Origin of the sequence: Thermomonas sp. (genome assembly GCF_041905325.1) — a bacterium.
Classification (GTDB): Bacteria; Pseudomonadota; Gammaproteobacteria; order Xanthomonadales; family Xanthomonadaceae; genus Thermomonas.
Genome location: NZ_JAYRLK010000005.1, coordinates 162,931 through 189,905, shown reverse-complemented (window position 1 = coordinate 189,905; position 26,975 = coordinate 162,931). Strand labels below are relative to the sequence as shown.

The following is a 26,975-nucleotide window of genomic DNA, read 5'->3' as shown; positions in this document are numbered from 1 at the left end:
CGCACCCCGGCGGTCACGCCGTCATGCCGTCAGTGGGCCGGCCGCGCGCTGGCGCCATTGCACCACCAGCCCCAGCGCCACGCCCAGCGCCGCCATCGCCAGCATGTAATGCAGCGGCGCGGCGGGATTGTTTTTCATCGCCAGGCTGAGCAGCACCGGGGTCAGGCCGCCGGCGATCGCATAGGCCACGTTGTAGGCAAACGAGAGCCCCGAAAAGCGCACCTGCGCAGGGAATCCGGAGAGTGCGATGGCGGGAACCATCGCGGTCAGCCCCACTGCGCTGCCGGCCAGTGCGTACAGCGCGTGCGAATACGCGCCCGCCTGGGCGGCGTGGAAGAACCCCCAGAACGCCGCCCCCAGCAGCAGGCTCCACAGCGACAGCACGCGGCCGGCACCGAAGCGGTCGGCCAGTGCGCCGGCGATCAGGTTGGACGCCATCGCCGCCAGTACCGCCAGCGCATTGCCGGCCAACGCATCGCTGCGCGCCACGCCCATGCCTTGCAGGAAGGTCGGCATCATCAGGATGGTCACCACCACGGCGGCGGTGAGCAGCCAGGTCAGCAGCATGCCCAGCACCACCGCGCCGGCGTGTTCGCACAGCACCGCCTTCAGCGGCAATTCCGTCGCCAGCCGTCGTTGCGCCTGCAACTCGGCGAACACCGGGGTTTCGTGCAGTTGCCGGCGCAGGTGCAAGGCCAGCAGGCCGAACACGCCACCCAGCAGGAACGGGATGCGCCAGCCCCAGGCCAGCAGGTGCGCCTCGTCCAGCCGGGTGTTGATGGCCAGTGCCACCAGCGAGCCCAGCAGGATGCCGGCCAGCAGGCCCAGCGACAACGCGCCGCAGGCGAGATTGCGATGGCCGGGGGCCACATGTTCGCTGACGAACACCCATGCCCCCGGCGCCTCGCCGCCAATCGCCGCGCCTTGCAGGATGCGCAACAGCAACAGCAGCAGCGGTGCCGCCACGCCGATCTGCGCATGGGTGGGCAGCAGCCCCATCAACAGGGTGGGAACGGCCATCAGCAGGATGCTGAGCATGAACATCCGCTTGCGCCCGGTGACGTCGCCGAAATGCGCCATCACGATGCCGCCCAGCGGCCGTGCCAGATAGCCGGCGGCGAAGATGCCGAAGGTCTGCACCAACCGCATCCAACCCGGCATGTCGGCGGGGAAGAACAGCGTGCCCATGGTGCCGGCGAAGAACACGAACACCACGAAGTCATAGAACTCCAGCGCGCCGCCCAGCGAGGCCAGGGCGAGGGTCTTGCACTGCTGGCGGGACAGGCCGGGGGCGGGGGCGTCGTGTGCAGTCATCGTGCAAGGGTATGCGAAAGCGTCCGGGGGATGCACCGGCAGCCTGTTCAACCGCAAACCACAAGGCCCGCAGCGATGCGGGCCTTGTGCGTCATGGACGATCAGGAAGTGAACCTGACCTCGTTATTCGGCTTTCCCGTTTTTTGAGACCGGGGTGCCCCGGAACCGCAGCGATTCTGGAATTTAACAGTTACCTGTGGAAATACGCAATTCGTCTCCGCCCTGGCAGCAAGCTGCGCAACCGGGCGTGCGCCTGCTGCCTGATGCCATTTCGCATCGACACGCGGCTTGGATATTCAGGGGGTGGGCGTGGTGGCGAATAACTCCTCCTGCGCCGGGCTGCCGTTGGCTTCCGCGAAGCCGGACAGGCCCACGCCCACCAGGCGGTAGCGCGTGGACGCAGGCAGGGTGACGCGCTCGCGCAGTGCGCAGGCGATGTCGGCCAGCGCCTGTTCGGAGGTTGGCGGGGTGGTTGCGGTCAGGCTGCGGGTGAGGGTGCGGAAGTCGGCGGTCTTGAGCTTCAGCACCACGGTGCGGGCGATGCGGCCGGGATGGCGTTGCCATTCCTTGCCATAGCCGGCCCAGGTGGAGGCCGCCAAGCGGCGGATATGCGATTCCAGTTCGCCCAGCAGCAAATCGCTGGCGAAGGTGTCTTCGCTGGAGATCTGCACGGTGGGGCGCTCGCTTTGCACGCTACGAGCATCTTGCCCCAGCGACAACTCATACAAGCGGCGGCCCCATTGCCCGAAGCGGACCTCCAGCGCCTGCGCGCCGGTGGTGCGCAAGTCGGTGCAGGTGGCGATGCCGAGTTCGGCCAGCTTTGCTTCCATCACCTTGCCCACCCCCGGCAATTTGCCCACCGCCAGCGGCGCAAGGAACGCATCCACCATGGCCGGCTTCACCACGAATTGGCCGTTGGGTTTGTTCCAATCGCTGGCGATCTTGGCCAGGAACTTGTTGGGTGCGATGCCGGCGGAGGCGGTGAGCCGGGTTTCGGCGAAAATCGCGGCACGAATTTCGCTGGCAATCGCGGTGGCGCTGCCGAGATCGCGCTTGGGTACGGTGACATCGAGGTAGGCTTCGTCCAGCGACAAGGGCTCGATGCGGTCGGTATAGCGTTCGAAGATCCCGCGCACCTGTTTCGACACCGCCTTGTAGCGGGAAAAATCCGGCGGCACGAAAATGGCGTGCGGGCACAGTTTTTCCGCCCGCAGCGCCGGCATCGCCGAGCGGATGCCGAATGCGCGCGCCTCGTAGCTGGCGGCGCATACCACCGAGCGCGCTCCTTTCCAGGCCACCACCACCGGCAGCCCGCGCAGCGCGGGGTTGTCGCGCTGTTCCACCGACGCGTAGAACGCGTCCATGTCGACGTGGATGATCTTGCGCTGCGGTGCGTTCACCCGCCGATTTTATGCCGGCATCCGTCGCGGCTCAGCGCCAGAAGGGAATCGCGTCGTAGCCGGGGTCCGGGTGGTCCTTGTCCGGCTTGCGCGCGGCGCGCACGGGGCGTGCGATGCGCAATTCGTGGCGTCCGGGGTCAAGCTGCCGCACGTCGATCATCGCCAGCAACGCGGGGCGGCCCGTACGCGGGTCGCTGGCGATGTCGTAGCGCAGCGCGGCGAGTGGCTTGCCGTCCAGCATCGCGCCGTGCAGCGATTGCAGGCAGGCCAGGCGGGCGGCTGCCCGGGCTGCGCTGCCGAGCCCGTGGGTGCGCCCGGTGCAGGTGGCGCGCATGGCGGCTTCGTCACGGTTCGGGCGATAGGGCACCACCAGCCTCAGGTAGGGGCCGGACACCACCGTGGACTGCACGAAGGGCAACGGAGCGTCACGATACGGGTCGCGCTGGTCGTCGTAATGGGCGGGATTGATCGCCAGCGTGTCCGCATCGGGGAATTGCGAGTAGTTGCCGGGGCCGGTGGCCCCCCGCATGAGGACATCGGCGGTGATGACGCCGATGATGGCCGCCAGCATCACGCCCATCACCACCGCCATCATCCGGCGCTCGCCGCCGTTGCTGGTGAGGATGGCGATGATCCGGTTGTTGCGGCGGCCCATGCCGATCCGTGCGTAGAACCGCAGCATGGCGTCGATCACGCGATGCGCGAGGCTTCCGTGGCGAAGGCGGGCGGCCAGCGCGTGATCCAGCAGGACGGCGGCGATGTACGGTGCCATGAAGAGGCCGAAGATGGCATACATCATGAGCAGCGGGTCCAGGGGCCAGCCCAGCATCTGGACAAGCAGCGTCACCGCCAGCAAGGTGCCGCAGAAGCCGATGCACACTGACACGATGACCAGCGCCACGCTGACCCCGAGCGCGAACGCGACGCTGGCGTGGTTGTCCGCGCGCTCGATGGCGTCGGCCGTGCTGCCGGGCTGCGCCTCTTCGATGGCGCGCTGGATCGGGCCCATCTTCAGCCGGTCCAGCCGGATGCCCAGTGGATACACCGAGTGCATGCCGACCAGCGCGATCCATTGCGCGCGCAGCAGCAAGTGCAACGCGAACGTCGCCGCCAGCACCACGGCGGCACTTTTCGCATAGTAGTAGGACAGCTTCAGCACCGGCAGCCACTCGTCGCCAAGGCGCGGCGCCAGCGCGAACATCTGGTCGTCCAGCCAGCCCGGCAATTGCAGCATCGCGAACACCGCCACGCCGGAGATCAGCAGCTCGACTTCCCAGGTGGGCGTGGTGCGGCGGGACAGGTGGGATGCGTCTTCGAGGGGGTCGCTCATGGCCGCCGATGGTGCGGGCGGCGCGGCGTGCTGGCAAGCCCGGCCAGGCCAGTTCGGCCAGGCCTGCCCGCCGGCGTGGTGCAGGTCGATCACCACCCACACCGCCCGCGTCCGTCCTGCACCGCCGGCGTGGGGTTGCCGGTCACCGTCGGCACGCAGCGGGGTTTTCCACACCGGTTGTGGATCAATTCCGTATAAGGATGTGGATAACTGCCGAAGCACGTTGCGTGGCAACGGTGTCAAGGGGTGTGGTCAAAAAATCGCCACACGTCCGGCCCGTGGTGGCCCGGCATGGCGTCACTGCGCCGTCCAGCCCCCGTCCACCGGCATCGCCGTACCGGTGATGTTGTGCGCCTCGCGCCGGCACAGGAACACCGCCAGCGCGGCGATCTCGGCGGGCAGGGTCATGCGCAGGCTGGGCTGCTTTTCCGCCAGCAGCGCGCGCACGCCGTCATCGCGGCTGCCGCCCTGCATGCGCGCCTCGATCTGCGGCTCGATCAGCGGGGTTTCCACCCAACCCGGGCAGATGCAGTTGACGGTGACGCCGCCGGAGCCGCGGTTGCCCTGCGCGGCGTATTCCAGCGCCGCGACCTTGCTCAGGCCGACGATGCCGAACTTGCTGGCCACGTACGGGGCCTTGTCTTTCGAGGCCACCAGCCCGTGCACCGAGGCGATGTTGACCACCCGCCCGTAGCCGCGGCCGGCCATCGCCGGCATCGCCAGGCGCATGGTGTGGAAGGCCGAGGACAGGTTGATGGCGAGGATGTCGTTCCACTTCGCCACCGGCATCTCGTGCAAGGGCACCGCGTGCTGGATGCCGGCGTTGTTGACCAGGATGTCGATGCCGCCGTTCGACCAGCCGGCAAGCTCGGCCATCATCGTCTCGATCGCGGCGGGGTCGCGCAGGTCGGCGCCGAAGTGCCGGGTTGAAGCCGGCCGGGTTCCGCCATCGCCTGCGGCATCCACTTCGGCGATCGCGGAAGCGATCTGCTCGGGCGAGCCCAGGCCATTGATCGCCACCTTCGCGCCAGAAGCCGCAAGCCCCTTGGCGATGGCCAGGCCAATGCCGGACGTGCTGCCGGTCACCAGCGCGGTGCGGCCTTGCAGGAACATGTCACTCATGATGCAACCAGCCCTTGCGGGCATTCGAATGGGGCTTCATACGCTAGCAGGATCACGTGCAGGCGGGGTGTGACGAAGGTGCGGTGCACCGTGCCCGCCGATGCTTAGGTGGGCACGGTACCGGCCATCGGCAAGCCGCCATGGCCGGCGCAGCACGCTCCGCATGGCACGATTCGCTGCCGCGGCTTCGGTTAGGCTCTGCACACAGGCAAACCGGAGTCGCCGATGAAACAACGTCATTTTTCGATGCTGCGCGAGTTCCGCCTTGCCGACTGGTTCACGCTGGGCAATGCGTTCTGCGGCACCGGTGCGATCTTCGCGGCGATGCGGTTCCTGCAGGACGGCCGGGTCGATGACTTGTTGCTGGGCATGGCGCTGATTCCGCTGGCGTTCGTGTTCGACACGCTCGACGGGCGCATCGCGCGCTGGCGCAAGGTGGCCTCCACCCTGGGGCGCGAGCTGGATTCGCTGGCCGATGTCATCAGCTTCGGCGTTGCCCCGGCGGCGCTGGGCTATGCCTGCGGCTTGCAGGGCGGCTGGGACTGGATGGTGCTCAGTTACTTCGTCGGCTGCGGTGTCAGCCGGCTGGCACGCTACAACGTCACCGCCGAACAGCTGTCAGGGGCGGAGGGCAAGGTGCGCTATTTCGAAGGCACGCCCATTCCCACCAGCGTGGTGCTGGTGGCGGTGCTGGCGTGGGCGGCATGGGCGGGTGCGCTGGGCCATGCCTTGTTGCTGGGCGTGGTCCAGCTGGGGCCGTGGCAGTTGCATCCGCTGGTGCTGCTGTATGCGTTGTCCGGCTCGCTGATGATCAGCAAGACCCTGCGCATTCCCAAGCCCTGACCGGCGGCCAGGATGTGCGGTTTCGGCATGCCATCGTGATGGCGATGCAGCATCGGCGTTGCTAGCATTCACGCAAACGTGGAGGACATATGGCGACACCCGACGATTTTGCGGCGCTTGCGCGCCAGTACTGGGGCGTGTGGGAAGACGCCCTGCGTGGCGCGATCCCCGCTTCCGGCGATACCGCCGCACACGGCCTGCGCGGGATGCTGGATGGCTGGATGCAGCAGGCCAAGGGGCAGGGCGGCATGGGCCATGTGCTGGAGCACTTCAACCGCCAAAGCCGGGATTGGCTGGCGCAGATGCAGCAGGTGGCCGCGCAGTTCGCCGGCCACGACCACAAGGCCGCCGACGTGGCCAAGGCCTGGCGCGACGCCTTTGCTGGCAGCCACCCGTTTGCCGGGTTGCTGGACGGCATGCGTGGCCCCGGGCTGGAAAACTTCACGCAGTGGAGCGAAACCACCGCGCCGTGGCTGGCCGGCTTGCGCAACGAAGCGATGAAGTCCCTCGGGGTGCCGGCGTTCGGTTTCACCCGCGAGCATCAGGAACGCCTGCAGGCGCTGGGCAAGGCGCAATTGCGCTTGCAGCAGGCGCAGGATGCCTACGGCCGGTTGTTGTCGGAGATTTCGAAGCAGGCATTCGACCGCTTCGAATCCAGGCTGGCCGAACACGAGGAGCCCGGCCGGCAGCTGGGCAGCGTGCGTGCCCTGTTCGACCTGTGGGTGGATGCCGCCGAGGAGGCGTGGGCGCAGGCGGCGCTGTCGCCGGAGTATCGGCATGCCTTCGGCGAGCTGGCCAACGCGCAGATGCAGTTGCGCGGTGCCGCGCAGGCCATCGGCGAACAAACCACCACCCAGCTGGGGCTGCCGGGCCGCACCGAGCTGGACAGCGCGCATCGCAAGATCGCCGAACTCGAACGCCAGCTGCGGCGGCTCCAGCGCGACGCGGCAGGGCCGGCTGCTGCCGCGCCCGTTCGCACAGCGACGGCAAAAAAACCTGCCACCAAGGCCGCAGCGAAGCGCCCCGCACCCGCCAAGCCTGCCGTGGCCAAGCCTGCTGCCACCGGAGTCGTCGCGCGCAAGTCCGCAAAATCCGCCAAGCCGGCCACCCGCAAGGCCGCTGCCCGGCCCGCCCCCCGCAAAGTCGTGAAGACCGCCCAGCCAGCGGCAAGGAAGCGCTGACATGAACGGTCCGTTGAACATCACCCCGGAATCGCTGGCGGAAGAAGCCGACAAGCTGCAACGCAAGCTCGCCGCCGGTGTGCAGACCTTGCAGGCGATGGACGACGTGCACTTCGGCGTCACCCCGCGCGAGGAAGTCTGGCGCGACGGCAAGGTGGTGCTGTACCGCTTCCGGGGTGAACGCCCGCCTGCCGCGCGGGTGCCGATCCTGATCAGCTACGCGCTGGTCAATCGCCCCTACATGGTGGACCTGCAAAACGATCGTTCGCTGGTCAAGGGCCTGCTGGCGCGCGGCGAAGATGTCTACGTGATCGATTGGGGCTACCCGGACCGTTCCGATCGCTTCCTCACGCTCGAGGATTACATCGAGCGCTTCATCGGCGGTGCGGTGGATTACCTGTGCGCTGCCCACGGCCTGCCGTCGATCAACCTGCTGGGCATCTGCCAGGGCGGTGCGTTCGCGCTGTGCTACGCCGCGCTGCATCCGGACCAGGTGAAGAACCTGATCACCATGGTCACGCCGGTGGATTTCCATACGCCGGACAACATGTTGTCGAACTGGAACCGCGAGATCGACGTGGACCTGCTGGTCGACACGCTCGGCAACGTGCCGGCCGACATGATGAATTTCACCTACCTGATGCTGAAGCCGTGGCGGTTGTTCGCGCAGAAGTACGTGGGCATGGTGGACATCCTCGACGACAAGCATGCGATGGAGGACTTCCTGCGCATGGAGAAGTGGATCTTCGATTCGCCCGACCAGGCCGGCGAGGCGTTCCGCGAGTTCAGCCAGCAGTTCTTCCAGCAGAACCGTTTCGTCACCGGCACCCCGCGCGTGGGCGACCGGGACGTGCATCTGGGCATGGTGGACATGCCCATCCTCAACATCTACGCCGAGCAGGACCACCTGGTGCCGCCGGATGCCTCGCGCGCGCTGCGCGGGCTGTGCGGTAGCGACGACTACACCGAGCTGTCGTTCAAGGGGGGGCACATCGGCATCTACGTGTCCGGTCGCGCGCAGAAGGAAGTGCCGCAGACCATCCACGACTGGCTGGCCAAGCGCGCCCGTTGAGAATGCATGCGCTGCCACGCGGGCTGCGCTGGCTGGCGCTGGGCACCGGCCTGCTGTGGGCGCTGCCGGTGACCGTGCCGGGGCTGCTGGCGGGCTGCGCCGCCGTCGCCGCCGGCGCGCGCGTGCGGTGGCAGCCGCAACGGCATTGCCTGGTGTTCCATGGCGTGCCGTGGGGCCCGGGCGGTGCAATGACGCTGGGCAACGTGGTCCTGGACAGCGGCCACTCGCTGGAGCGGCACTGCAATACCTACGCCCACGATGCCGGGCTGTGCCGGGAGGCCCCCATCGTCATCGGCAATCACGAACACGCGCATGTCCTGCAATGCATGGCGCTGGGCGTGCTGTTCGTGCCGCTGTATTTCCTGTGCGGCGGGGTGTCGGTGCGCAATCGTTTCGAGCGCGCCGCCGATCGCTATGCGCGGACCGGACAGGGCTGGTGGCCGTGGTGGCGGGAATGAATGCGCGATGCCGACGAGCGGTCGGCGGGGCAACGGTCGCCTTAGCTTTTTCCTAACGACGGCTTGGGTAGGGTGGGCCCACCGGGGAAAAACTTCGCGACGTGCAAGGCGTCACGGAAAATCGCTCCGGCCCCGACCCGGTCCCCTCCAGGCGCAACGCCCGCGAGACCGGGTTTTTTCTTTGGGAAGGGTCTCCGTCCCGCTCCGGGAAAGGCGATGCGGCATGCTCCCGCGCGCAGGCGTTCCAAACATCCTGCAACCATGTAAACTACCGGGCTGCGGTATGCGGCGGGCCAGACACGTGGCCAGCCACATGCGGCGACGGCCGGAGTTCCGCGGCCAGACATCCATGGTGGCCCCGTCGGCCCCTCGCGACGCTAGGTTGAAAACCCCGCCAGGGCCGGAAGGCAGCAACGGTATCGACTGACGCGGGCGCCGAGGCCAGCCGGCGGGGCCGCCGCCTTTTCCGCCATTGATTGCCGTGCTGCCTCAGTAACCCTTGTTCCAGACCAGCTCATAGGCCGCATGCAGGCGGGCAAACCCGGCATCCACCTGTTCCTGGCTGCGTTCGCCGCGCAACTTGCGCAACGAGCGCAGCAGCCGTTGCAGGTTGGCTTCGCGCCAGCCGGTCGCGGGAATGCGCAGGCGCGATTGGTCGAGATCGATCATCCAGCCACGCCCTTGCGCATCGAACAAAATATTGTTCGCATTGAGGTCGGCATGGTCCAGGCCGGCGCGATGGAAGCGGGCGATCAGCAGCCCCGTGTCTTCCCACGGTGCGTCCCCGGTGGCGGCCAGCGATGCCAGTGGGCGCACGTCATGCAGGCGCTGCATCAGGATCGCCGCGCGGTAGTGCACACCCTCGCGCCGATACAGGGCGGCATACGGCAGCGGCACCGGCAGTTGCCTGGCCCGCAATTGCCGCAGCAGACGGAACTCGGCGAAGCTGCGCACGCGGTTGATGCCGCGCCACAGATGGCGATCGTGGCTGAACCGGGCGATCAGCCCGCCGCGCAGGTAGTGCCGCAGCAGCGCATCGCCCTGGCCGAAATCGATGAACCAGGCCGCGCCGCGGCCCCCCTCGGTCACCGCCTCGGCCGCCGTGCCCCAGTGCGCGGGGTCGAACCAGCTTGGCTCGGGTTGCCGGACATGCGTGCGGTCGAACAGAATCGCACCGTATCCGCGCCCATCGCGGAACGGCGTCAGATGCTCGTTGGCGTCGAATCCGGTCATTCCTGCGAGTGTAGCAACCGCGTGCCCCAAAATACCCATGCCCCGCGTTCGATCTGCCTGTTGCGCCTGTCGGCGCTGGGCGATGTCACCCATGTGCTGCCGCTGGTGCACACCCTGCGCGCAGGCTTGCCGCAGGCCGAGCTGACCTGGGTGGTCGGCAAGGCCGAGCGCCGCCTGCTGGACGGCCTGCCGGGCGTGCGGCTGGTTGAATTCGATAAGGCGACCGGCCTGGCCGGGATGCGTGCGCTGCGCCGCGAACTGGGCCAGCGTTTCGATGCGCTGCTGCAATTGCAGCTGTCCGCGCGCGCCAACCTGCTGTCGGCCTTCATCCCGGCGCGGCGGCGCATCGGCTACGACCGCCTGCGCAGCAAGGAAGGGCATGGGCTGGTCATCAACGAGCGCATTCCCGAGCACGCCGGCGGGCACGTGCTGGACACCATCGGCCGCTTCCGCGAGCCGCTGGGGCTGCCGGCGCTGCCGGTCGCGTGGAAGCTGCCGGTGCCCGCCGATGCCCATGCCTGGGCGCACGCGCAGTGGGACGAGGATGGCCGCGACACCCTGTTGATCTCGCCGTGTTCCAGCCACGCGCTGCGCAACTGGCGCGCCGACCGCTATGCCGCGCTGGCCGACCACGCCGTTGCGCAGGGCTGGCGGGTGGTGTTGTGCGGCGGGCGCAGCGCACTGGAACGCGACACCGGCGACGCCATCCTTGCCGCGATGGCAAAGCGCAGTGACGTGCTGGATCTGATCGGCAAGGACACCCTCAAGCAGTTGCCGGCGCTGCTGGCGCGCGCCGACCTGGTGGTGACGCCCGATTCCGGCCCCATGCACATCGCCAACGCGATGGGCACCAAGGTGCTGGGCCTGCACGCGGCCACCCACCCCGGCCGCAGCGGCCCGTATTCCGACCGCCGCTATTGCGTGGACCGCTACGACGATGCCGCGCGCAAGTACCGCGGCCGACCCGCGGCGGAACTGCCCTGGGGTACGAAGATCGAGGCCGAGGGCGTGATGGACCTGGTAAGCGTGGCGGATGCCGTGGCGGCGTTCGAACGCTACCGCGCCGAGGCGGGGTGATCAGGCACCGTTGCCGGTGCCGTAATCCTGGTACGACTTTTCCTCGACGTAGGCCGAGCCCAGCGCCAGGTTGATGTCTTTCTTCACCCGCGCGCGGATGTCGTTTTCGAAATAGACGCTGCGCGCCAGCTTCACGAATTCGGCATCGAAGGCCTGCGCTTTTTCCTTCAGGCGGATGTCGTCCTCGATCACCCACAGGCGCTCGTTGACCGCCTTCAATTCGGCGCGCAGCGTGGCGATGTCCTGTGTCGCCGCCGGATGCGCCGCCCAGGTTTTTTCCAGTGCCGCCAGTTCGTTGCGCACATTGGCCAGCTTGGCCGCATCGTGCATGCGCTCGGACTTGATCTGCAGGATGGCGATCTTGTCCAGCAACTCGCCGAACGACACGGGGACCAGGATCTCGGACATGGGAATCGGGCTGCGGAAAGGGCCCCCAGTGTACCCGCCGGCTTGCCGGCCCGGGCCCGCGCGGCTAACCTGCGGCCCCGTATTGCGTGTTGTTTGCCTGATGCCGAAGCGTTCCAGCCTGATCGTTGCCGCCGCATTGCTGCCGTTGTGGGCGATGCTGTCCATGTCGCCGGCCCGGGCCGATGCCAGGAAGCAGGACACCGCCGCGGTCGCGCAATTGCAGCAGCGCATGGACGCCGCCGAAAAGCGTTACCGCGATGCGATGCTGGCCGACAGCGAGGAGGCTGCCGCTGCCACCACCACCGCGGCGCTTGCCGAAATGAAGGCGGTGGTGGACGCCTGCACCAGGCAGCGCGGTTGCGCGGTGGACGCCATGCTGACCACCTACGAGCGCCTGCTGAAGGCCACCCCGCAGTTCGACGACGGCATGCCCGGCGATGGGGATGTGGAGCCGCTCGACGAGCGCGATTTCGCCGCCACCAACGTGCCCGCCAACGCCAACGCCGCGTCGCTGCTCAGCGAGGACGGGCAACGGTTCGTCAAGATGGTGCAGTTCAACCCGGCGGTGCAGGCCGGCATCCGCCGCTGGCTCACCGACATGCGGCCGGCGCTGATGGACAGCTACGAGAACTACCGCTACATGCAGGACATGATGGCACCCGCGTTCAGGAAGTACGGCCTGCCCGAGGCCTTGCTGTTCGGCATCATGGCCAAGGAGTCCAACGGCAAGGTGCACGTGGGGTCGCGCGCCGGTGCGGTGGGGCCGCTGCAATTCATGCCCGCCACCGGTCGTCGTTTCGGGCTGGGCAACGACGGCAGCGGCTTCGATACCCGCTACGACCCGCGCGCCAGCGCCGATGCCGCCGCGCAATACCTCAGCGAGCGCATGGCCCAACTGGGCAACAGCATCGAGCTCTCGCTGGCCGGCTACAACGGCGGCGAAGGCCGCGCGCTGCGCGTGTTCCGTGAGACCGGCGGCCGCAGCTTCTGGGACCCCGACGTGTACAACCAGTTTCCGGCGGAAACCAAGGACTACGTGCCGATGGTGATCGCCGCCGCGTGGCTGTTCCTGCACCCGAAGGAATACGGCATCCGCTGGCCCAGCGTCAGCACCCGGCAATCCTCGATCAGCCTTGCGCAACCGGCGTCCCTGTACGAGTTGACCATCTGCCTGGGCAACTGGGGCTCGCGCGATGGCTACCTGCGTGCGCTGCGCAACCTCAATCCGCGCTGGAGCGCCGACGAGCAACTGCCGGCGGGCACGACCCTGAATGCCACTTTCCGCATCAGCTGGCTGTATCGCTTCAACTGCGCCCACGGCAATCGTCTGGCGATGGCCAAGCAGTTGATGGCCAGCAACGTGCAGTCGGCGCTGGTGCGGGTGGGCGACCCGATGCCGGTGGGCCCGCTGGCCGCCACCGATGCCATGCCGGCCCCGGCCGCCGCACCGACGGTGGAGCGGAAGGCCCCGGCCAGGGCGGCCAAGCCCAGGACCTACAAGGTGCGGCGTGGCGACACCATGAGCAGCATCGTGCGCAAGTTCCAATGCGAGCTGGACGACCTGGCGCACTCCAACAAGCTGAAGAAACCCCGCTACGCCATCAAGCCGGGCCAAACCCTGGCGCTGGCGGGTTGCAAGGGCTGACCGGCGTCACCGTCTGCCTTTGCGGGGCGCGGCGCTGGAGCGGTGGTGGCGGGCCCGTACCCGCCCCGACACCGTTTCCGTCGCGTTCCGCCGCCGCAGCCCGTCACCGCAGGCCCGAAGGCGGCAGGAAAACGCGCTACAATGACGCGCTTCCCCACTTCCCCACGGGACTGCCGATGCTGCGCATCCAGGCTGAAGCACTGACGTACGACGACGTTTCCCTCGTCCCCGCGCACTCCACCATCCTGCCCAAGGATGTCTCGCTGGAAACGCGCCTCACCCGCGACCTGCGCATCCGCCTGCCGATCGTGTCGGCGGCGATGGATACCGTGAGCGAAGCGCGGCTGGCGGTGGCGATGGCCCAGCTGGGCGGCATTTCCATCATCCACAAGAACATGACCGCGCAGGCGCAGGCCGCGCAGGTGGCGTGGGTGAAGAATTTCGAAGCCGGGGTGATCCGCGACCCGTTCACCGTGGGGCCCGACACCAGCATCGGCGAAGTGCTCAAGCTCACCCGCGCACGCAACATTTCCGGCGTGCCGGTGGTGGACGAGTCCGGCCATCTGGTCGGCATCGTCACCGGTCGCGACATGCGCTTCGAGAAGAAGCTGGACGATCCGATCCGCCACATCATGACCAAGAAGGAAAAACTGGTCACGGTGAAGGAGGGCGCCAGCGACGACGAGGTGCTGGAACTGCTGCACAAGCACCGCATCGAGAAGGTGCTGGTGGTCAACGACGAGTTCGCGCTGCGCGGCCTCATCACCGTCAAGGACATCCAGAAGAAGTCCGACAACCCCAATGCGGCCTACGACGCCAGCGAGCGGTTGCTGGTCGGCGCTGCGGTCGGCGTGGGTGGCGACACCGAGCAGCGCGTGGAAGCGCTGGTGGCGGCCGGCGTGGACGTGGTGGTGGTGGACACCGCGCACGGCCATTCGCAGGGCGTGATCGAGCGCGTGGCCTGGGTCAAGAAGACCTTCCCGAAGGTGCAGGTGGTGGGTGGCAACATCGTCACCGGCGACGCCGCGCTGGCGCTGATGGACGCGGGCGCGGATGCGGTGAAGGTGGGCGTCGGCCCCGGCTCCATCTGCACCACCCGCATCGTGGCCGGCGTGGGTGTGCCGCAGATCACCGCCATCGACATGGTGGCGAGCGCGTTGCAGGACCGCATCCCGCTGATCGCCGATGGCGGCATCCGCTATTCCGGCGACATCGGCAAGGCGCTGGTGGCGGGTGCGTCCAGCGTGATGATCGGTGGCCTGTTCGCCGGCACCGAGGAATCGCCGGGTGAAATCGAACTGTTCCAGGGCCGCAGCTACAAGAGCTATCGCGGCATGGGCAGCCTGGGCGCGATGGAAAAAGGCAGCAAGGACCGCTACTTCCAGGATGCCGCCGACACCGACAAGCTGGTGCCGGAAGGCATCGAGGGCCGCGTCCCGGTGCGCGGCCCGCTGTCGGGCGTGGTGCACCAGTTGGTGGGCGGTTTGCGCGCGACGATGGGCTACGTCGGTTGTGCCACCATCGACGACATGCGCAACAAGCCGCAGTTCGTCAAGGTGACCGGCGCGGGCCAGCGCGAAAGCCACGTCCACGACGTGCAGATCACCAAGGAACCGCCGAACTACCGGGCTGGGTGATCCATCCACGCAAAGGGAGCCGCAAGACTCCCTTTGTTGTATCCAATGACGAAAAACAGCCAGCACATGACCAACATCCACTCCGACAAGCTCCTGATCCTCGACTTCGGCGCGCAGTACACGCAGCTGATCGCGCGCCGCATCCGCGAGTTCGGCGTGTACTGCGAGATCTGGGCCTGGGACCACGATCCGGCCGAGATCGCCGCGTTTGGTGCGAAGGGCATCATCCTGTCCGGCGGCCCCGAATCGACCACCGAGCCCGGCTGCCCCGCGGCACCCGCGCAGGTGTTCGAGGCCGGCGTGCCGATCCTCGGCATCTGCTACGGCATGCAGACGCTGGCCGTGCAGTTGGGCGGCGCCACCGAGGCCGGCAACCAGCGCGAATTCGGCCACGCCGCGCTGGAGATCATCGCCGAGGACGCGCTGCTGTCGAAGGTGGCCACCACCGACGCGCTGCGCAACGTGTGGATGAGCCACGGCGACCACGTCGCCCGCGCGCCGGAGGGCTTCACCGTCACCGCCCGCACCGACCGCCTCGGCATCGCCGCCTTCGCCCATGACGCGAAGAAGATCTACGGCGTGCAGTTCCATCCGGAAGTCACCCATACCGCCGCCGGCGAGGCGCTGTTGCGCCGCTTCGCGGTCGACATCTGCGGCTGCGCCACCCTGTGGACGGCGGCCAACATCATCGACGACCAGGTCGCCCGCGTGCGCGAGCAGGTGGGGTCGGACGAAGTGATCCTCGGCCTGTCCGGCGGCGTGGATTCCTCGGTGGTCGCCGCGCTGCTGCACCGGGCGATCGGCGAGCAGCTGACCTGCGTGTTCGTGGACACCGGCTTGCTGCGGTGGCAGGAGGGCGACCAGGTGATGGCGATGTTCGCCGAGCACATGGGCGTGAAGGTGGTCCGCGTGAACGCCGCCGACCGCTACTTCGAGAAATTGCAGGGCGTGTCGGATCCGGAAGCCAAGCGCAAGATCATCGGCAACCTGTTCGTCGAGATCTTCGACGAGGAATCGGCCAAGCTGAAGAGCGCCAAGTGGCTGGCGCAGGGCACCATCTACCCGGACGTCATCGAGTCGGCCGGCAGCAAGACCGGCAAGGCCCACGTCATCAAGAGCCACCACAACGTCGGCGGCCTGCCCGAGCACATGAAGCTGGGGCTGGTGGAGCCGCTGCGCGAATTGTTCAAGGACGAGGTGCGCCGGCTGGGCGTGGCGCTGGGCCTGCCGCGCGAGATGGTCTATCGCCATCCGTTCCCCGGCCCTGGCTTGGGCGTGCGCATCCTTGGCGAAGTGAAGCCCGAGTACGCCGAACTGCTGGCCAAGGCCGACGCCATCTACATCGACGAGCTTCGCAAGGCCGGCCTGTACGACAAGACCAGCCAGGCGTTCGCGGTGTTCCTGCCGGTGAAGTCGGTGGGCGTGGTCGGCGACGCGCGCGCCTACGAATGGGTGATCGCGCTGCGCGCGGTGGAGACCATCGACTTCATGACCGCGCACTGGGCCCACCTGCCGTACGACTTCCTCGGCACCGTGTCCAACCGCATCATCAACGAACTGCGCGGCGTTTCGCGCGTGGTCTACGACATCTCCGGCAAGCCGCCGGCCACGATCGAATGGGAATGAATCGCTTGTTTGCGCGCCATGGCGCGCAAGCGGTTCATTGACCGGCCATGGATGGCCGGGTCGGGCGATCCGAAGGCAGGAACGTTGCACCATGGACGGCCGCATGAGCCCCGAACGAAACGAGGTCTGCGCGTGACTGATCCGGATTCGACCACGACCAACGACCAGCGCTGGATGCGCCATGCCCTCGCGCTGGCCGAACGTGCGCGCGACGAGGACGACGAGATCCCGGTCGGCGCGGTGGTGGTGGATGCCGACGGCAACCTCGTCGGCGAGGGCTGGAACCGCAACATCGCGGAATGCGACCCAAGCGCGCATGCCGAGATCGTGGCGATGCGGCGCGCGGGCGCGGCCCTCGGCAACCATCGTTTGATTGGCTGCACGCTGTACGTGACCCTGGAGCCCTGCGCCATGTGCGCGATGGCGATGGTGCACGCCCGCATGGCGCGGGTGGTGTTCGGCGCGTTCGATCCCAAGACCGGCGCCGCCGGCAGCGTGTTCGACCTGTTGGCCGACCCGCGCCACAACCATCGCGTGGAGGTGGCCGGCGGCGTGCTGGCGGAAATTGCCGGGCCGTTGCTGACGGACTACTTCCGCATGCGGCGTGGCAAACCGCGTGCAGGCGGTTAAGCGCGCTTGCGCGGGATGCCCTGATCCAGTTCCAGGTCGAAACTCTTCACCGCCAGGCTGACTTCGCGCCACATCGCGAAACTGGCTGCCAGCAGGAACAACACGCCCAGTACCGCCATCGTGGTGGGCAATGCCCCCAGCGTCGAATCCAGCAGGGCATCGGCCGCCAGCGCCAGGCTGGTACCCACGAAACTGGCCAGCGCGCCATACAGCAGCCGGCAGGCCCGCAGCACCAGATGCGCGCGTTGGCGGTGGCGATGGATCTGTTCTTCGCGGTCGCCGGCATCCGGCGCATCGCGCTCCCAGCTCACGATCAGCGCGCGCAGGCGATCCACCACCCGCGCCAGCCGGGTGTTGGCGGAGGCCAGCAGGGCGGCGGTGGCGGTGAGGAAGAATGCAGGCGCCAACATCGCGTTGAGGATGGCGTGCGGTGCCGCGATCAGGGGGGATGCTGGCGGAAGCATGCAGGATTCCGGACGTGTGCCGTTATCATGCCCATCCCGTCCCGATGATGCGAGCCCATGTCCACGGATGCCCCCAATGACCGCCTGATCTGGATCGATCTGGAAATGACCGGGCTCGACACCGACCGCGACGGCATCCTCGAGATCGCCACCGTCGTCACCGATGGCCAGCTCAACGTGCTGGCCGAGGGGCCCGAGCTGGCCATCGCCCATCCGCTGGCGACGCTGGAGGCGATGGACGACTGGAACCGCAACCAGCACGGCAAGTCCGGGCTCTGGCGGCGTGTCCTGGAAGAAGGCGTGCCGCTGGCCGAGGCCGAGGCACGCACGCTGGCGTTCCTGCGCGAGTGGGTGCCGGCCAACACGTCGCCGATGTGCGGCAACTCGATCTGCCAGGATCGGCGCTTCATGGCGCGCCTGATGCCGGCACTGGAGCGCCATTTCCATTACCGCAACCTGGATGTCAGCACGGTCAAGGAACTGGCGCGGCGCTGGTCGCCCAAGGTGCTGGAAGGGGTGAAGAAGACCTCCGCGCACACCGCGCTCAGCGACGTACACGATTCCATCGCCGAACTGCGGCACTATCGCGGTCACATGGGGACGTTGGCCGGGCTTCCGCCGGGTTGATCCCCGCAGGGCAGGAGGGGGCAAGCCACTGATGGGTTCCGTCCGCACCCTGTTGTTGGCATCGCTGCTGGCATTGCTGGCCATGGCGGGCGGAAGTCCCGCACGTGCGGCGCTGCCGGCACGGCCGGCCGCTGCGGCAATGTCGCGCGGTTTTCCGGACAAGCCGATCTCGGTGTTCTATCGCGAAACCTGGACCACCCGCCAGGGCCTGCCGCACAACCAGATCAAGGCCATCGCGCAGACGCCGGATGGCTACATCTGGCTTGGCACGTGGGAAGGGCTGGTGCGTTACAACGGGTTGGAGTTCCAGCTGTTCGACCGCAGCAACACCCCGGCCTTGCGGGACAACGGCGTGCGCTCGCTGCGCGTGGCGGCCAATGGTGCGGTGGTGATCGGCACCGCGCGAGGCGGCGTCACCGTCAAGCAGGGCGACCATTGGCAAACTTGGGGCGAGGCCGATGGCCTGGCCCAGGACGAGGTCCTGGATGCCCTGCTGGATCGCGCGGGCCGCTTGTGGGTGGCGACCGAAAGCAAGGGCCTGACCCTGCTCGACCATGGCAAGGTCACGCAGTTCAATCGCGGCAATGGCCGGTTGCCCGGCGACGTGGTCGCGGCCATCGAGGAAGATCGCGATGGCAGCCTGTGGGTCGCCACCACCGGCGGCCTGGTGCATGTCGTCGATGGCCGCGCCACCACGCTGGGGGTGGCGGCGGGCCTGCCGGATGCGCCGCTGCTGCGGTTGTTGCAGCGGCGCGACGGCACCCTGCTGGTGGGAACCGAGCGCGGCGTGTACCGCCGCATCGGTGGCGATCAGTTCACGCCGTTGTCTTCGGCGTTGCCGAATGACGCCGTTCCCAGCCTGGCCGAGGATGGCGATGGCAAGCTGTGGGTGGGCACCGTCAACAATGGCCTGTTCCGCCTCGACGATGGCGGCGTGGAGCACTTCACCAGTCGCCGCGAATTGCCGAACAATCGCGTGGTGTCGCTGCTGGTCGACCGCGAGGGCAGCGTGTGGGTGGGCACCGATGCCGGGCTGATGCGCCTGAGCAATCCGCCGTTCACCACCTGGGGCGTGGAGCAAGGCCTGACCGATGACTATGTCCGGGCGGTGGCCGAGTCCCGCCATGGCGGCATCTGGGTCGGCACCGGCCGCGGCCTCAACCTGTGGCGCGACGACGCCATCGTGGCGCACTACACGCATGCCGACGGGCTGCCGGGTGATTCCATCCTCAGTTTGCTGGAAGTCCCCGATGGCAGCCTGCTGGTGGGCACCTACACCGACGGCGTGTTGCGGTTGCGCGATGGCAAGGTGGTGGCGCGCTACGACAATGCCGCCGGCATGCCGGGCAGCAACCAGGTGCGCGCATTGGCGATCGGTGGGGACGGCGATGTCTGGATCGGCACGACCCGCGGGCTGGTGCGCCTGCGTGACGGCAACTACCACCGCGTGGACCTTGGGCCACGCTTGCCGCGCGCGTTCGTGACGGCGCTGCTGACGGCCCGCGACGGCAGCTTGTGGGTGGCGACCTCGGACGGTGTGGCGCGGGTCGTCAATGACCAGGTGCATCCGCTCGACGTGCATTCCCTGCGTGGCACGCAAGTGGTGTTCGGATTCCACGAGGACGCCGATGGCACGGTGTGGATGGCCACCGATCGCGGCTTGTTGCGTGAACGCAACGGCCGGCTTGCCGGCATCGGGCTGGAGAACGGCCTGCCGGTAGACACCCTGTTCGCGGTGGTCGATGACGGCCTGGGCTCCTTCTGGCTGACATCCAATCGCGGCGTGCTGCGGGTGGCACGCAGTGAAGTCGACGCGGTATTGGCGGGCCGGCACCATCGGCTGGCATTCGATCATTTCGGCGAGGCCGACGGACTGATCAGCGCCCAATGCAATGGCGGCTCCGGCCCGTCCGCCCTGCGCGACAGCCATGGCCGCATCTGGGTAGCCACGGCTCATGGGGCAGCCATGGTCGCCCCCGGCACCCTGAAGGCCTACCGCAGGCCGCTGCCACGCGTGGTCCTGGAGCAAGTGCTGGCCGATGACAAGCCGCTGCCCACCAACCGGGTGCTGCGCCTGCCCGCAGGTACCAGCAAGCTGGAATTTCATTACGTGGCCCCCAATTTCGTGATGCCGCGTTTCCTGCGGTATCGCTATCGATTGGTGGGGGTGGATGACGGCTGGATGGAGCGTGGCAGCGAGCGGTTGGCGCAGTACACCAACCTCGGCCCCGGCCGCTACCGCTTCGAGGTCGAGGTCTCCGCGCCGGGGTTGGGGCAGGGTTGGAGCCGGGACATCACGTCGATCAATGTCGAAATCGCACCACAGCCCTGGCAGCGGCGCAGTTTCATTGCGGTGGCGGTGTTGCTGGGGTTGCTGCTGGCGTACGGGTTCTATCGGTGGCGCGTGGGCAGCCTGCGCCGGCATGCCGTGCAGCTGGAAGTGATGGTGGCGCAGCGAACCGCCGACCTGCACGCGCAAACGGAACGGCTGCGCGAGTCCGATCATGAAAAATCCGTGCTGCTGGACCGCCTGCGGCAACAGTCGCAGGCGTTCGAGCGGATGGCGCACGAGGACGCGCTGACCGGCATCGGCAATCGCCGCAGCATGGACAGTCGCCTGGCGCAGGTGTTCCAGCGCGCGGTGCGCAAGAACCAACCATTGAGTTTCGCCTTGTTCGATATCGACCGCTTCAAGCAGGTCAATGACAGCTATTCCCATGATGCCGGCGACCGTGCGCTGATCGCGGTGGCGCACGCGCTGCGTGATGGCGTGGGCCTGCCCGACATGGTGGCGCGCTGGGGGGGCGAAGAGTTTGCGGTGCTGCTGCCGGGGATGCCGCTGGAACAGGCGCGCGCACTCTGCGAACGCCTGCGGCAGGCCGTCGAGGCCATCGACTGCAGTGGCTACGCCCCGGGCTGGAAACTGACCGTCAGTGTCGGCGTGGCCGAGCGCACCGGCCTGGGCCACCACGAAAAACTGGTCAGTCGCGCCGATACCCGGTTGTATGAGGCGAAGGACGATGGCCGCAACCGGGTGTGCGGCTGAGCCGAGTCAATCCATGCGCCGCCCCTTGATCCACGCATAAATCACCGGGATCACCACCAGCGTCAGCACGGTGGACGACACCATGCCGCCCACCATCGGTGCGGCGATCCTGCGCATCACCTCGGAGCCGGTGCCGTGGCTCCACATGATCGGCAGCAGGCCGGCCATGATCGCCACCACCGTCATCATCTTCGGGCGAACGCGCTCCACCGCGCCGCTGACGATGGCGCGGTGCAGGTCGAAGGCAGACAGCGTCCGGCCTTCCGTCGCGCAACGTGCCTGGATGTCTTCCAGCGCGTGGTCGAGGTAGAGCAGCATCACCACGCCGGTCTCCGCGGCCACCCCGGCCAGTGCGATGAAGCCCACCGCCACCGCCACGCTGAGCTGGTAGCCCAGCAGCCACAGCAGCCAGACCCCGCCGACCAGCGCGAACGGCACCGACAGCATCACGATCAGCGCTTCGCTGATGCGCCGGAAGTTGAGATACAGCAGCAGGAAGATCAGCGCCAGCGTCACCGGCACCACCACCTGCATGCGCGCCTTGGCCCGTTGCATGTATTCGTACTGGCCGCTCCAGCTCGCGTAAGTGCCAGGCGGCAGCCGCACCGATGTGGCCACGGCCTCCTGCGCGCGCCGCACGTAGGCACCGAGGTCGCTTTCGCGGGTGTCCACGTAGATGTAGGCCGCCAGCTGTGCGTTCTCGGTGCGGATCGACGGCGCACCCTTGCGGATGTCGATCGAAGCCAGTTCGCCCAGCGGCACCTGCGCGCCGCCGGGTGTGGCCACCAGCACTTGCGTTGCGATCTGCTCGGGCGTGTCGCGCAGTTCGCGCGGATAGCGCACGATCACCCCGAAGCGTTCGCGGCCTTCCACCGTGGTGGTGACCAGTTGCCCCCCCAGCGCGCTGGCGACCACGTCCTGCACGTCGCCCACCGACAGCCCGTAGCGGGCCAGTTGCGGCAGCTGCGGCACGATGTCGAGGTAATAGCCGCCGGTCAGGCGTTCGGCGTAGGCACTGGTGGTGCCGGGCACCTTGCGCACCGCCGATTCGATTGCGCGCGCGGCCTGCTCCAGCTCGGTCAGGCTGTTGCCGAACACCTTGATCCCCACCGGCGTGCGGATGCCGGTGGACAGCATGTCGGTGCGCGCCTTGATCGGCATCGTCCACGCATTGGCCACGCCGGGGAACTGCAGCGCCTTGTCCATTTCCGCAATCAGCTTGTCCACCGTCATGCCATCGCGCCACTGGTCTTCCGGCTTGAGGTTGATGGTGGTTTCGAACATCTCCAGCGGCGCCGGGTCGGTGGCGGTCAACGCGCGGCCGGCCTTGCCGAACACCGATTCCACCTCCGGGAACGACTTGATGATGCGGTCCTGCTGCTGCAACAGCTTCTGCGCCTGCGTCACCGACAGGCCGGGCAGGGTGGTGGGCATGTACAGCAGGGTGCCTTCGTTGAGCGTGGGCATGAATTCGCTGCCCAGTTTCGATGCCGGCCACAGCGACGCCAGCAGCACCAGCCCGGCCACGCCGAGGGTGAGCGCGCGGTGCTTCAGCACGCCGTGGATGACCGGCCGGTACAGCGCGATCAGCAGCCGGTTCACCGGGTTCCTGTGCTCGGGCACGATCTTGCCGCGCACGAACAGCAGCATCAGCACCGGCACCAACGTCACCGACAGCAGCGCGCCTCCCGCCATGGCGAAGGTCTTGGTGAACGCCAGCGGCTTGAACAGCCGGCCTTCCTGCGCTTCCAGCGCGAACACCGGCAGGAACGAGACGGTGATGATCAGCAGGCTGAAGAACAGCGCCGGCCCCACTTCGCGGCAGGCCTCGACGATGATCCGCGCGCGCGGCTTGCTGCCGTCGTCGCGCTCCAGGTGCTTGTGGGCGTTCTCGATCATCACGATGGCGGCGTCCACCATCGCGCCGATGGCAATCGCGATCCCGCCCAGGCTCATGATGTTGGAGTTCATGCCCAGCGCGCGCATGGCGATGAAGGCGATCAGCACCCCGACCGGCAGCATGATGATGGCCACCAGCGCGCTGCGCACGTGGAACAGGAACAGCACGCAGACCAGCGCCACGATCAGGCTTTCCTCCAGCAGTGTGCTGCGCAAGGTGGCAATGGCGCGGTCGATCAGCTGCGAGCGGTCATACACGCTGCGGATGCGTACGCCCTCCGGCAGCCCGGACTGGAGTTCCTGCAGCTTCTCTTTCACCGCCAGGATGACCGCGCGCGCGTTCTCGCCATAGCGGGCGATGGCAATGCCGCCCACTGCTTCGCCTTCGCCGTCGAGTTCGGCGATGCCGCGGCGTTCGTCCGGCACCAGCTCGACGTGGGCGACGTCGCGCACCAACACCGGCACGCCGCCGTCGGCCTTCAGCACCAGGTTTTCGATGTCCCCGATCCCGCGCAGATAGCCGCGCCCACGCAGCATGTATTCGGTTTCCGCCAGCTCCAGCGAGCGCCCGCCGACGTCGCGGTTGCTGGCCGCGATCACATCGTTCACGTGCTGCAGCGGGATGCCGTATTCGCGCAGTTTGACCGGGTCCACCGTCACCGAATACTGGCGCACGAAACCGCCGAGGCTGGCCACTTCGGCCACGCCATGGGCGGCGGTGAGCGGATAGCGCACGAACCAGTCCTGCAGCGCACGCAGCTGATCCAGCGAATGGCGCTTGCTCTCCAGCACGTACTGGTACACCCAGCCGACGCCGGTGGCATCCGGCCCCAGCGTGGGCGTGACCCCGGCGGGCAACTGGCGGCCGGCGGAGCTGAGGTATTCAAGCACTCGAGAACGCGCCCAGTAGAGGTCGGTGCCGTCTTCGAAGATCACGTACACGAACGACGCGCCGAAGTAGGAGAAGCCGCGCACCACCTTTGCTTTCGGCACCGCCAGCATCGCGGTGGTCAGCGGATAGGTGATCTGGTCCTCCACCACCTGCGGGGCCTGGCCCGGGGCTTCGGTATAGACGATGACCTGCACGTCGGACAGATCCGGCTGCGCGTCCAGCGGCGTGTGCAGCAGCGCGTGGATGCCGCCGGCGATGAGCGCCACGGTCAGCGCCAGCACCAGGAACACGTGCCGCGCCGACCATTCGATGATCCGGGTCAGCATGTCAGTGCTCCATGTCGGACATGTCGTGGCCGCGCATGTCGTGGCCGGCGTGCGGGTCGGGCTTGGGCTTGTCGGGCATCGCGTGGCCGGCGTGCGGGTTGGCGGCCGCTTGCGATGCTGCGGGCATGGCGTGGCTGCCCATGTCGTGGCCGGCATGCGGCGTCGCCTGCGCTGGCGTCATGTCCTGCAATGCGGCGCGCAGGTTGCTTTCGGCGTCGATCAGGAAATTGCCTTCCACCACCACGCGCTCGCCTTCGTGCAAACCCTCCAACACTTCGACGCGGTCGCCGTTGCGCTGGCCGGTGGCGATCGGCCGCGGCGCGAAGCGGCCCGTCGCCACTTCAACCAGTGCGATCTGGCGCTCGCCGGAATCGATCAGCGCCGAACGCGGGATGGTCAGCCCTTCGCGGCCATCGTCCCCGGCCAGTGCCACGTTGCCGAACAGGCCCGGCCGCAGCCGCCCGTCGGGGTTCGGCAACGCCACCCGCACCGCCAGCGTGCGGCTGGCCGCATCCAGCACGGGCTGCAGGAAACTCACCTTGCCATCGAACGACTGGCCGGCCAGCGCCGGCGAGGTGAAGCGGGCGGGCTGGCCCAGCCGCACCTGGCCGATCTGCGCGGCCGGCACGTTCACCGTCACCCACACCATGGACAGGTCGGCCAGCCGCAGCAGGGTGTCGCCGGCGACGAAACGCGTGCCTTGCACGACGGGTTTTTCCACGATCACGCCGCTGGCCGGCGCGGTGATGGCAAGGTTGCCCGGCGGCAGGTGGGCGATGTGCTCCAGCTGGTCGGCACTGATGCCCCAGTTCAGCAGGCGGCGCTTGGCGGCGTCGCGCAGGCGCTGCATCGATTGCAGGCTGGCAGCGTCGCCGCCGCGCAGCTGACGCAGCGCCGCATCGGCCACGCGGTAGTCTTCCTGCGCGGCCAGCAGCTGCGGGCTGTACACGGTCGCCAGCGTCTGCCCGCGCTTCACCGCCATGCCGGTCTGGTTGGCCTGCAGGGTGTCCACCCAGCCGTCGAAGCGCGGGGCGATCACGTGCTGGCGGGTTTCATCGACGGTAATCGTGCCGCTGGCCTGCAGGCCGGCAGCCAGTGGTTGCCGCTGTACCGGCTCGGTGCGCACGCCGAGGGTCTGGATCTTCTCCGGCGACAGCGCCACCGTGCCGGGTGCGGCATTGGCTTCGTCCTCGGCATACACCGGGATGTAGTCCATGCCCATCTCGTCCTTTTTCGGCACCGGCGAGGTGTCGGGCAGGCCCATCGGGTTGCGGTAGTACAGCGGCTTGCGCGCTGCGGGTGCAGTTGCGGTGGTGGTAGCTGCGGGTTTCGACAGCCGGCCCAGCGCGATGCCGCCGCCCAGCGCGACGATCAGGCCGGTGGCGATCAGGATGCCGTGGGAATGCTTCATGGGGTGTCTCCTTCGAGGGCGCGCACGCTGGCGGCACCGAGCTGTTCGTCGCGGGTGGCATCGAGTTGGGCAAGCCGGGCGTCCTGCCAATCGTTCAAAGCATCAAGCAGGGCGTTGAAATCGACCTCGCCGACCTGATAGCTGGCCAGCGCGGAACGGTAATTGGCTTCCGCCTGCGGGATGCGGGTGGTGCCCAGCAGGGCGCGCTGGCGCTGCGCGCTGCGCCACTGCGCCCAGGCCACGCTCAGTTGGCCGCCGAGCGTCGTGTGCACACCCTCGGCACGCGCCTGTGCGGCGTCTTCGAGGCGTTGAGCTTCGCGCTCGCGGGCATGCAGTGCGCGTCGCTGCAGTGGCAGCTCCACTTCCAGCATCAGCTCATAACCGTCGATGCGGTGGCCGCGCTGCATCGCGCCGATCCCTACCGAGATATCCGGCCAGCGTTCGCGCTGGCGCAGCCGCAGGCCGTCCTGCGCCGCCTCCACCTGCGCGTTTGCGGCCTGCAGGGCCGGGTGGCTGCCCTTGTCGAGCCGGGCCAGTGCATCGCCCAGGCTGGCGCTGGCCACCGCCAGCTGCGGTGCCTGCAGTGCGGGCGCGAGCGGTGCATCGGCGCGGCGGCCCAGCAGCAGGTTGAGCAGCATCCCCGCCTCATTGCCGGTCTCTTCCAGCGCGATGCGTTCCCCGCGCAGGCGGGTGGTCTGCACCTGTGCGCGGATGGCGTCCTGCTGCGGCACCATGCCCAGCGCGTAGCGCACGCCGGCGATTTCCTCCAGCGATTGCAGCAGCGCGATCTGTTCATCGACCAGCCGCAGCGCCTGCCCGGCGTGCCAGTAGCGCACGTAGGCGGCTTCGGCCTGCGCCAGCAGGTCCAGCGCGGCGGCTTCGCGGCCGGCGTCGATGGCGTCGGCATTGCGTTCGGCGATGCCGCGTGCCAGCCCGCGCTTGCCCCACAGCGGGATGCGCTGGCGCAGCTGGTAGCTGGTGGCGCCCACGTTGGCCGGCAGCAGACTGGGACGGTCCGGCGAAATGCCCTGCAACGAGATGCCGAGGCTGGGATTGGGCAGGCTGCCGGCGGCGATGGCCTGCGCTTGCGCGGCTTCGGTTTCCGCTTGCCGGGCGCGCAACTCCGGGTTGTGGGTCAGCAGCCAGCTGCGAATGGAGGCGACATCGGCACCGGGTGGGGTGGCGTCTGCTTGTTGGGCGGCAACGGGCAATGCGGGCAGCAGGCAGGCCAGCAGCAGCGTGCGCGAACACCATTGCGCGAGAACCGTGCGCAAGATGCGGTGGAATCTGGAAACGGGCATGTTCGACCTCGATCAATCCGGATCGCCGATGCG

At 68.0% G+C, this 26,975-nt stretch carries 21 protein-coding genes and 1 other RNA gene; 12 read left to right on the top strand and 10 right to left on the bottom strand.

What is annotated here, in order from left to right; all coding sequences use genetic code 11:
* Positions 1–21: 21 nt before the first annotated feature.
* From ACE3OK_RS07680 to ACE3OK_RS07665, 4 genes are all read right to left on the bottom strand, one after another.
* The gene (locus ACE3OK_RS07680; protein WP_374248948.1) at positions 22–1,314 is read right to left on the bottom strand and encodes an MFS transporter; all 1,293 of its coding nucleotides are present in this window, start codon (positions 1,312–1,314) and stop codon (positions 22–24) included.
* Between the two features lie 296 nt (positions 1,315–1,610).
* Positions 1,611–2,714 carry a DNA polymerase IV gene (dinB, locus tag ACE3OK_RS07675; RefSeq protein ID WP_374248947.1) on the bottom strand — a complete coding sequence of 368 codons (1,104 nt, stop codon included), beginning with the start codon at positions 2,712–2,714 and terminating at the stop codon, positions 1,611–1,613.
* A gap of 31 nt (positions 2,715–2,745) precedes the next feature.
* The gene (locus tag ACE3OK_RS07670; RefSeq protein WP_374248946.1) at positions 2,746–4,044 is read right to left on the bottom strand and encodes a hypothetical protein; all 1,299 of its coding nucleotides are present in this window, start codon (positions 4,042–4,044) and stop codon (positions 2,746–2,748) included.
* 297 nt (positions 4,045–4,341) lie between these two features.
* Entirely contained in the window at positions 4,342–5,166 is an 825-nt protein-coding gene (locus tag ACE3OK_RS07665; protein WP_374248945.1) for a 3-hydroxybutyrate dehydrogenase, read from the bottom strand.
* Between the two features lie 225 nt (positions 5,167–5,391).
* Between ACE3OK_RS07665 and ACE3OK_RS07660 the strand changes: the two genes are divergently transcribed.
* The 5 genes from ACE3OK_RS07660 (at position 5,392) to ffs (ending at position 9,175) form a co-directional block, all read left to right on the top strand.
* Positions 5,392–6,009: a phosphatidylcholine/phosphatidylserine synthase gene (locus ACE3OK_RS07660; protein WP_374248944.1), complete on the top strand. Its 618-nt coding sequence runs from the start codon at positions 5,392–5,394 to the stop codon at positions 6,007–6,009.
* An 89-nt stretch (positions 6,010–6,098) separates the two neighbouring features.
* A complete protein-coding gene (gene phaE, locus ACE3OK_RS07655; protein ID WP_374248943.1) occupies positions 6,099–7,190 on the top strand; it encodes a class III poly(R)-hydroxyalkanoic acid synthase subunit PhaE in 1,092 nt (363 codons plus the stop codon).
* Position 7,191: 1 nt separating this feature from the next.
* On the top strand, positions 7,192–8,262 hold the full coding sequence (locus tag ACE3OK_RS07650) for a class III poly(R)-hydroxyalkanoic acid synthase subunit PhaC (RefSeq protein ID WP_374248942.1): 1,071 nt from the start codon (positions 7,192–7,194) through the stop codon (positions 8,260–8,262).
* Positions 8,263–8,264: 2 nt separating this feature from the next.
* The gene (locus tag ACE3OK_RS07645; protein ID WP_374248941.1) at positions 8,265–8,720 is read left to right on the top strand and encodes a hypothetical protein; all 456 of its coding nucleotides are present in this window, start codon (positions 8,265–8,267) and stop codon (positions 8,718–8,720) included.
* Positions 8,721–9,078: 358 nt separating this feature from the next.
* Positions 9,079–9,175: signal recognition particle sRNA small type (ffs, locus tag ACE3OK_RS07640), an RNA gene on the top strand.
* Positions 9,176–9,209: 34 nt separating this feature from the next.
* Here ffs and ACE3OK_RS07635 read toward each other — a convergent pair.
* The gene (locus ACE3OK_RS07635; RefSeq protein ID WP_374248940.1) at positions 9,210–9,953 is read right to left on the bottom strand and encodes a 3-deoxy-D-manno-octulosonic acid kinase; all 744 of its coding nucleotides are present in this window, start codon (positions 9,951–9,953) and stop codon (positions 9,210–9,212) included.
* A gap of 21 nt (positions 9,954–9,974) precedes the next feature.
* On the opposite strand from ACE3OK_RS07635, the gene ACE3OK_RS07630 reads away from it, so the two are divergent.
* Complete coding sequence (locus ACE3OK_RS07630) at positions 9,975–11,030, top strand: glycosyltransferase family 9 protein (protein ID WP_374248939.1); 1,056 nt, start codon at positions 9,975–9,977, stop codon at positions 11,028–11,030.
* On the opposite strand, the gene ACE3OK_RS07625 is transcribed toward ACE3OK_RS07630, so the two are convergent.
* Positions 11,031–11,438, bottom strand: a complete 408-nt coding sequence (locus ACE3OK_RS07625) for a DUF6165 family protein (RefSeq protein WP_374248938.1) — start codon at positions 11,436–11,438, stop codon at positions 11,031–11,033.
* 100 nt (positions 11,439–11,538) lie between these two features.
* Here ACE3OK_RS07625 and ACE3OK_RS07620 point away from each other — a divergent pair, with 100 nt between their 5' ends.
* The 4 genes from ACE3OK_RS07620 (at position 11,539) to tadA (ending at position 16,976) form a co-directional block, all read left to right on the top strand.
* A complete protein-coding gene (locus ACE3OK_RS07620) occupies positions 11,539–13,083 on the top strand; it encodes a transglycosylase SLT domain-containing protein (RefSeq protein ID WP_374248937.1) in 1,545 nt (514 codons plus the stop codon).
* 176 nt (positions 13,084–13,259) lie between these two features.
* Positions 13,260–14,720, top strand: coding sequence for an IMP dehydrogenase (gene guaB / locus ACE3OK_RS07615; RefSeq protein ID WP_374248936.1), 1,461 nt, complete (start codon positions 13,260–13,262; stop codon positions 14,718–14,720).
* 66 nt (positions 14,721–14,786) lie between these two features.
* Positions 14,787–16,346, top strand: coding sequence for a glutamine-hydrolyzing GMP synthase (gene guaA / locus ACE3OK_RS07610; protein ID WP_374248935.1), 1,560 nt, complete (start codon positions 14,787–14,789; stop codon positions 16,344–16,346).
* Between the two features lie 132 nt (positions 16,347–16,478).
* On the top strand, positions 16,479–16,976 hold the full coding sequence (tadA, locus tag ACE3OK_RS07605) for a tRNA adenosine(34) deaminase TadA (RefSeq protein ID WP_374248934.1): 498 nt from the start codon (positions 16,479–16,481) through the stop codon (positions 16,974–16,976).
* Here the strand turns inward: tadA and ACE3OK_RS07600 are convergent.
* A complete protein-coding gene (locus tag ACE3OK_RS07600) occupies positions 16,973–17,440 on the bottom strand; it encodes a DUF2721 domain-containing protein (protein WP_374248933.1) in 468 nt (155 codons plus the stop codon). The two genes, tadA and ACE3OK_RS07600, sit on opposite strands and share 4 nt — an antisense overlap.
* Before the next feature lie 57 nt (positions 17,441–17,497).
* On the opposite strand from ACE3OK_RS07600, the gene orn reads away from it, so the two are divergent.
* Positions 17,498–18,067 carry an oligoribonuclease gene (gene orn, locus ACE3OK_RS07595; protein WP_374248932.1) on the top strand — a complete coding sequence of 190 codons (570 nt, stop codon included), beginning with the start codon at positions 17,498–17,500 and terminating at the stop codon, positions 18,065–18,067.
* A 31-nt stretch (positions 18,068–18,098) separates the two neighbouring features.
* A complete protein-coding gene (locus tag ACE3OK_RS07590) occupies positions 18,099–21,113 on the top strand; it encodes a two-component regulator propeller domain-containing protein (RefSeq protein ID WP_374248931.1) in 3,015 nt (1,004 codons plus the stop codon).
* A 6-nt stretch (positions 21,114–21,119) separates the two neighbouring features.
* On the opposite strand, the gene ACE3OK_RS07585 is transcribed toward ACE3OK_RS07590, so the two are convergent.
* Genes ACE3OK_RS07585 through ACE3OK_RS07575 form a run of 3 tightly spaced genes read right to left on the bottom strand, consistent with a single transcriptional unit; the run spans position 21,120 to position 26,942 of the window.
* Positions 21,120–24,230 carry an efflux RND transporter permease subunit gene (locus tag ACE3OK_RS07585; RefSeq protein WP_374248930.1) on the bottom strand — a complete coding sequence of 1,037 codons (3,111 nt, stop codon included), beginning with the start codon at positions 24,228–24,230 and terminating at the stop codon, positions 21,120–21,122.
* 1 nt (position 24,231) lies between these two features.
* Positions 24,232–25,641, bottom strand: a complete 1,410-nt coding sequence (locus ACE3OK_RS07580; protein WP_374248929.1) for an efflux RND transporter periplasmic adaptor subunit — start codon at positions 25,639–25,641, stop codon at positions 24,232–24,234.
* On the bottom strand, positions 25,638–26,942 hold the full coding sequence (locus tag ACE3OK_RS07575) for a TolC family protein (protein WP_374248928.1): 1,305 nt from the start codon (positions 26,940–26,942) through the stop codon (positions 25,638–25,640). The genes ACE3OK_RS07580 and ACE3OK_RS07575 overlap by 4 nt, the downstream gene beginning before the upstream one ends.
* Between the last annotated feature and the right edge of the window lie 33 nt (positions 26,943–26,975).

Coding starts and splice junctions, on each gene's coding strand:
- ACE3OK_RS07600 (WP_374248933.1), bottom strand. CDS start 17,440: ATGCTTCCGCCAGCATCCCCCCTGATCGCGGCACCGCACGCCATCCTC.
- ACE3OK_RS07680 (WP_374248948.1), bottom strand. CDS start 1,314: ATGACTGCACACGACGCCCCCGCCCCCGGCCTGTCCCGCCAGCAGTGC.
- ACE3OK_RS07620 (WP_374248937.1), top strand. CDS start 11,539: ATGCCGAAGCGTTCCAGCCTGATCGTTGCCGCCGCATTGCTGCCGTTG.
- ACE3OK_RS07625 (WP_374248938.1), bottom strand. CDS start 11,438: ATGTCCGAGATCCTGGTCCCCGTGTCGTTCGGCGAGTTGCTGGACAAG.
- ACE3OK_RS07645 (WP_374248941.1), top strand. CDS start 8,265: ATGCATGCGCTGCCACGCGGGCTGCGCTGGCTGGCGCTGGGCACCGGC.
- ACE3OK_RS07590 (WP_374248931.1), top strand. CDS start 18,099: ATGGGTTCCGTCCGCACCCTGTTGTTGGCATCGCTGCTGGCATTGCTG.
- phaE (WP_374248943.1), top strand. CDS start 6,099: ATGGCGACACCCGACGATTTTGCGGCGCTTGCGCGCCAGTACTGGGGC.
- orn (WP_374248932.1), top strand. CDS start 17,498: ATGTCCACGGATGCCCCCAATGACCGCCTGATCTGGATCGATCTGGAA.
- ACE3OK_RS07665 (WP_374248945.1), bottom strand. CDS start 5,166: ATGAGTGACATGTTCCTGCAAGGCCGCACCGCGCTGGTGACCGGCAGC.
- ACE3OK_RS07670 (WP_374248946.1), bottom strand. CDS start 4,044: ATGAGCGACCCCCTCGAAGACGCATCCCACCTGTCCCGCCGCACCACG.
- ACE3OK_RS07580 (WP_374248929.1), bottom strand. CDS start 25,641: ATGAAGCATTCCCACGGCATCCTGATCGCCACCGGCCTGATCGTCGCG.
- guaB (WP_374248936.1), top strand. CDS start 13,260: ATGCTGCGCATCCAGGCTGAAGCACTGACGTACGACGACGTTTCCCTC.
- ACE3OK_RS07660 (WP_374248944.1), top strand. CDS start 5,392: ATGAAACAACGTCATTTTTCGATGCTGCGCGAGTTCCGCCTTGCCGAC.
- ACE3OK_RS07575 (WP_374248928.1), bottom strand. CDS start 26,942: ATGCCCGTTTCCAGATTCCACCGCATCTTGCGCACGGTTCTCGCGCAA.
- guaA (WP_374248935.1), top strand. CDS start 14,787: ATGACCAACATCCACTCCGACAAGCTCCTGATCCTCGACTTCGGCGCG.
- ACE3OK_RS07585 (WP_374248930.1), bottom strand. CDS start 24,230: ATGCTGACCCGGATCATCGAATGGTCGGCGCGGCACGTGTTCCTGGTG.
- ACE3OK_RS07635 (WP_374248940.1), bottom strand. CDS start 9,953: ATGACCGGATTCGACGCCAACGAGCATCTGACGCCGTTCCGCGATGGG.
- ACE3OK_RS07650 (WP_374248942.1), top strand. CDS start 7,192: ATGAACGGTCCGTTGAACATCACCCCGGAATCGCTGGCGGAAGAAGCC.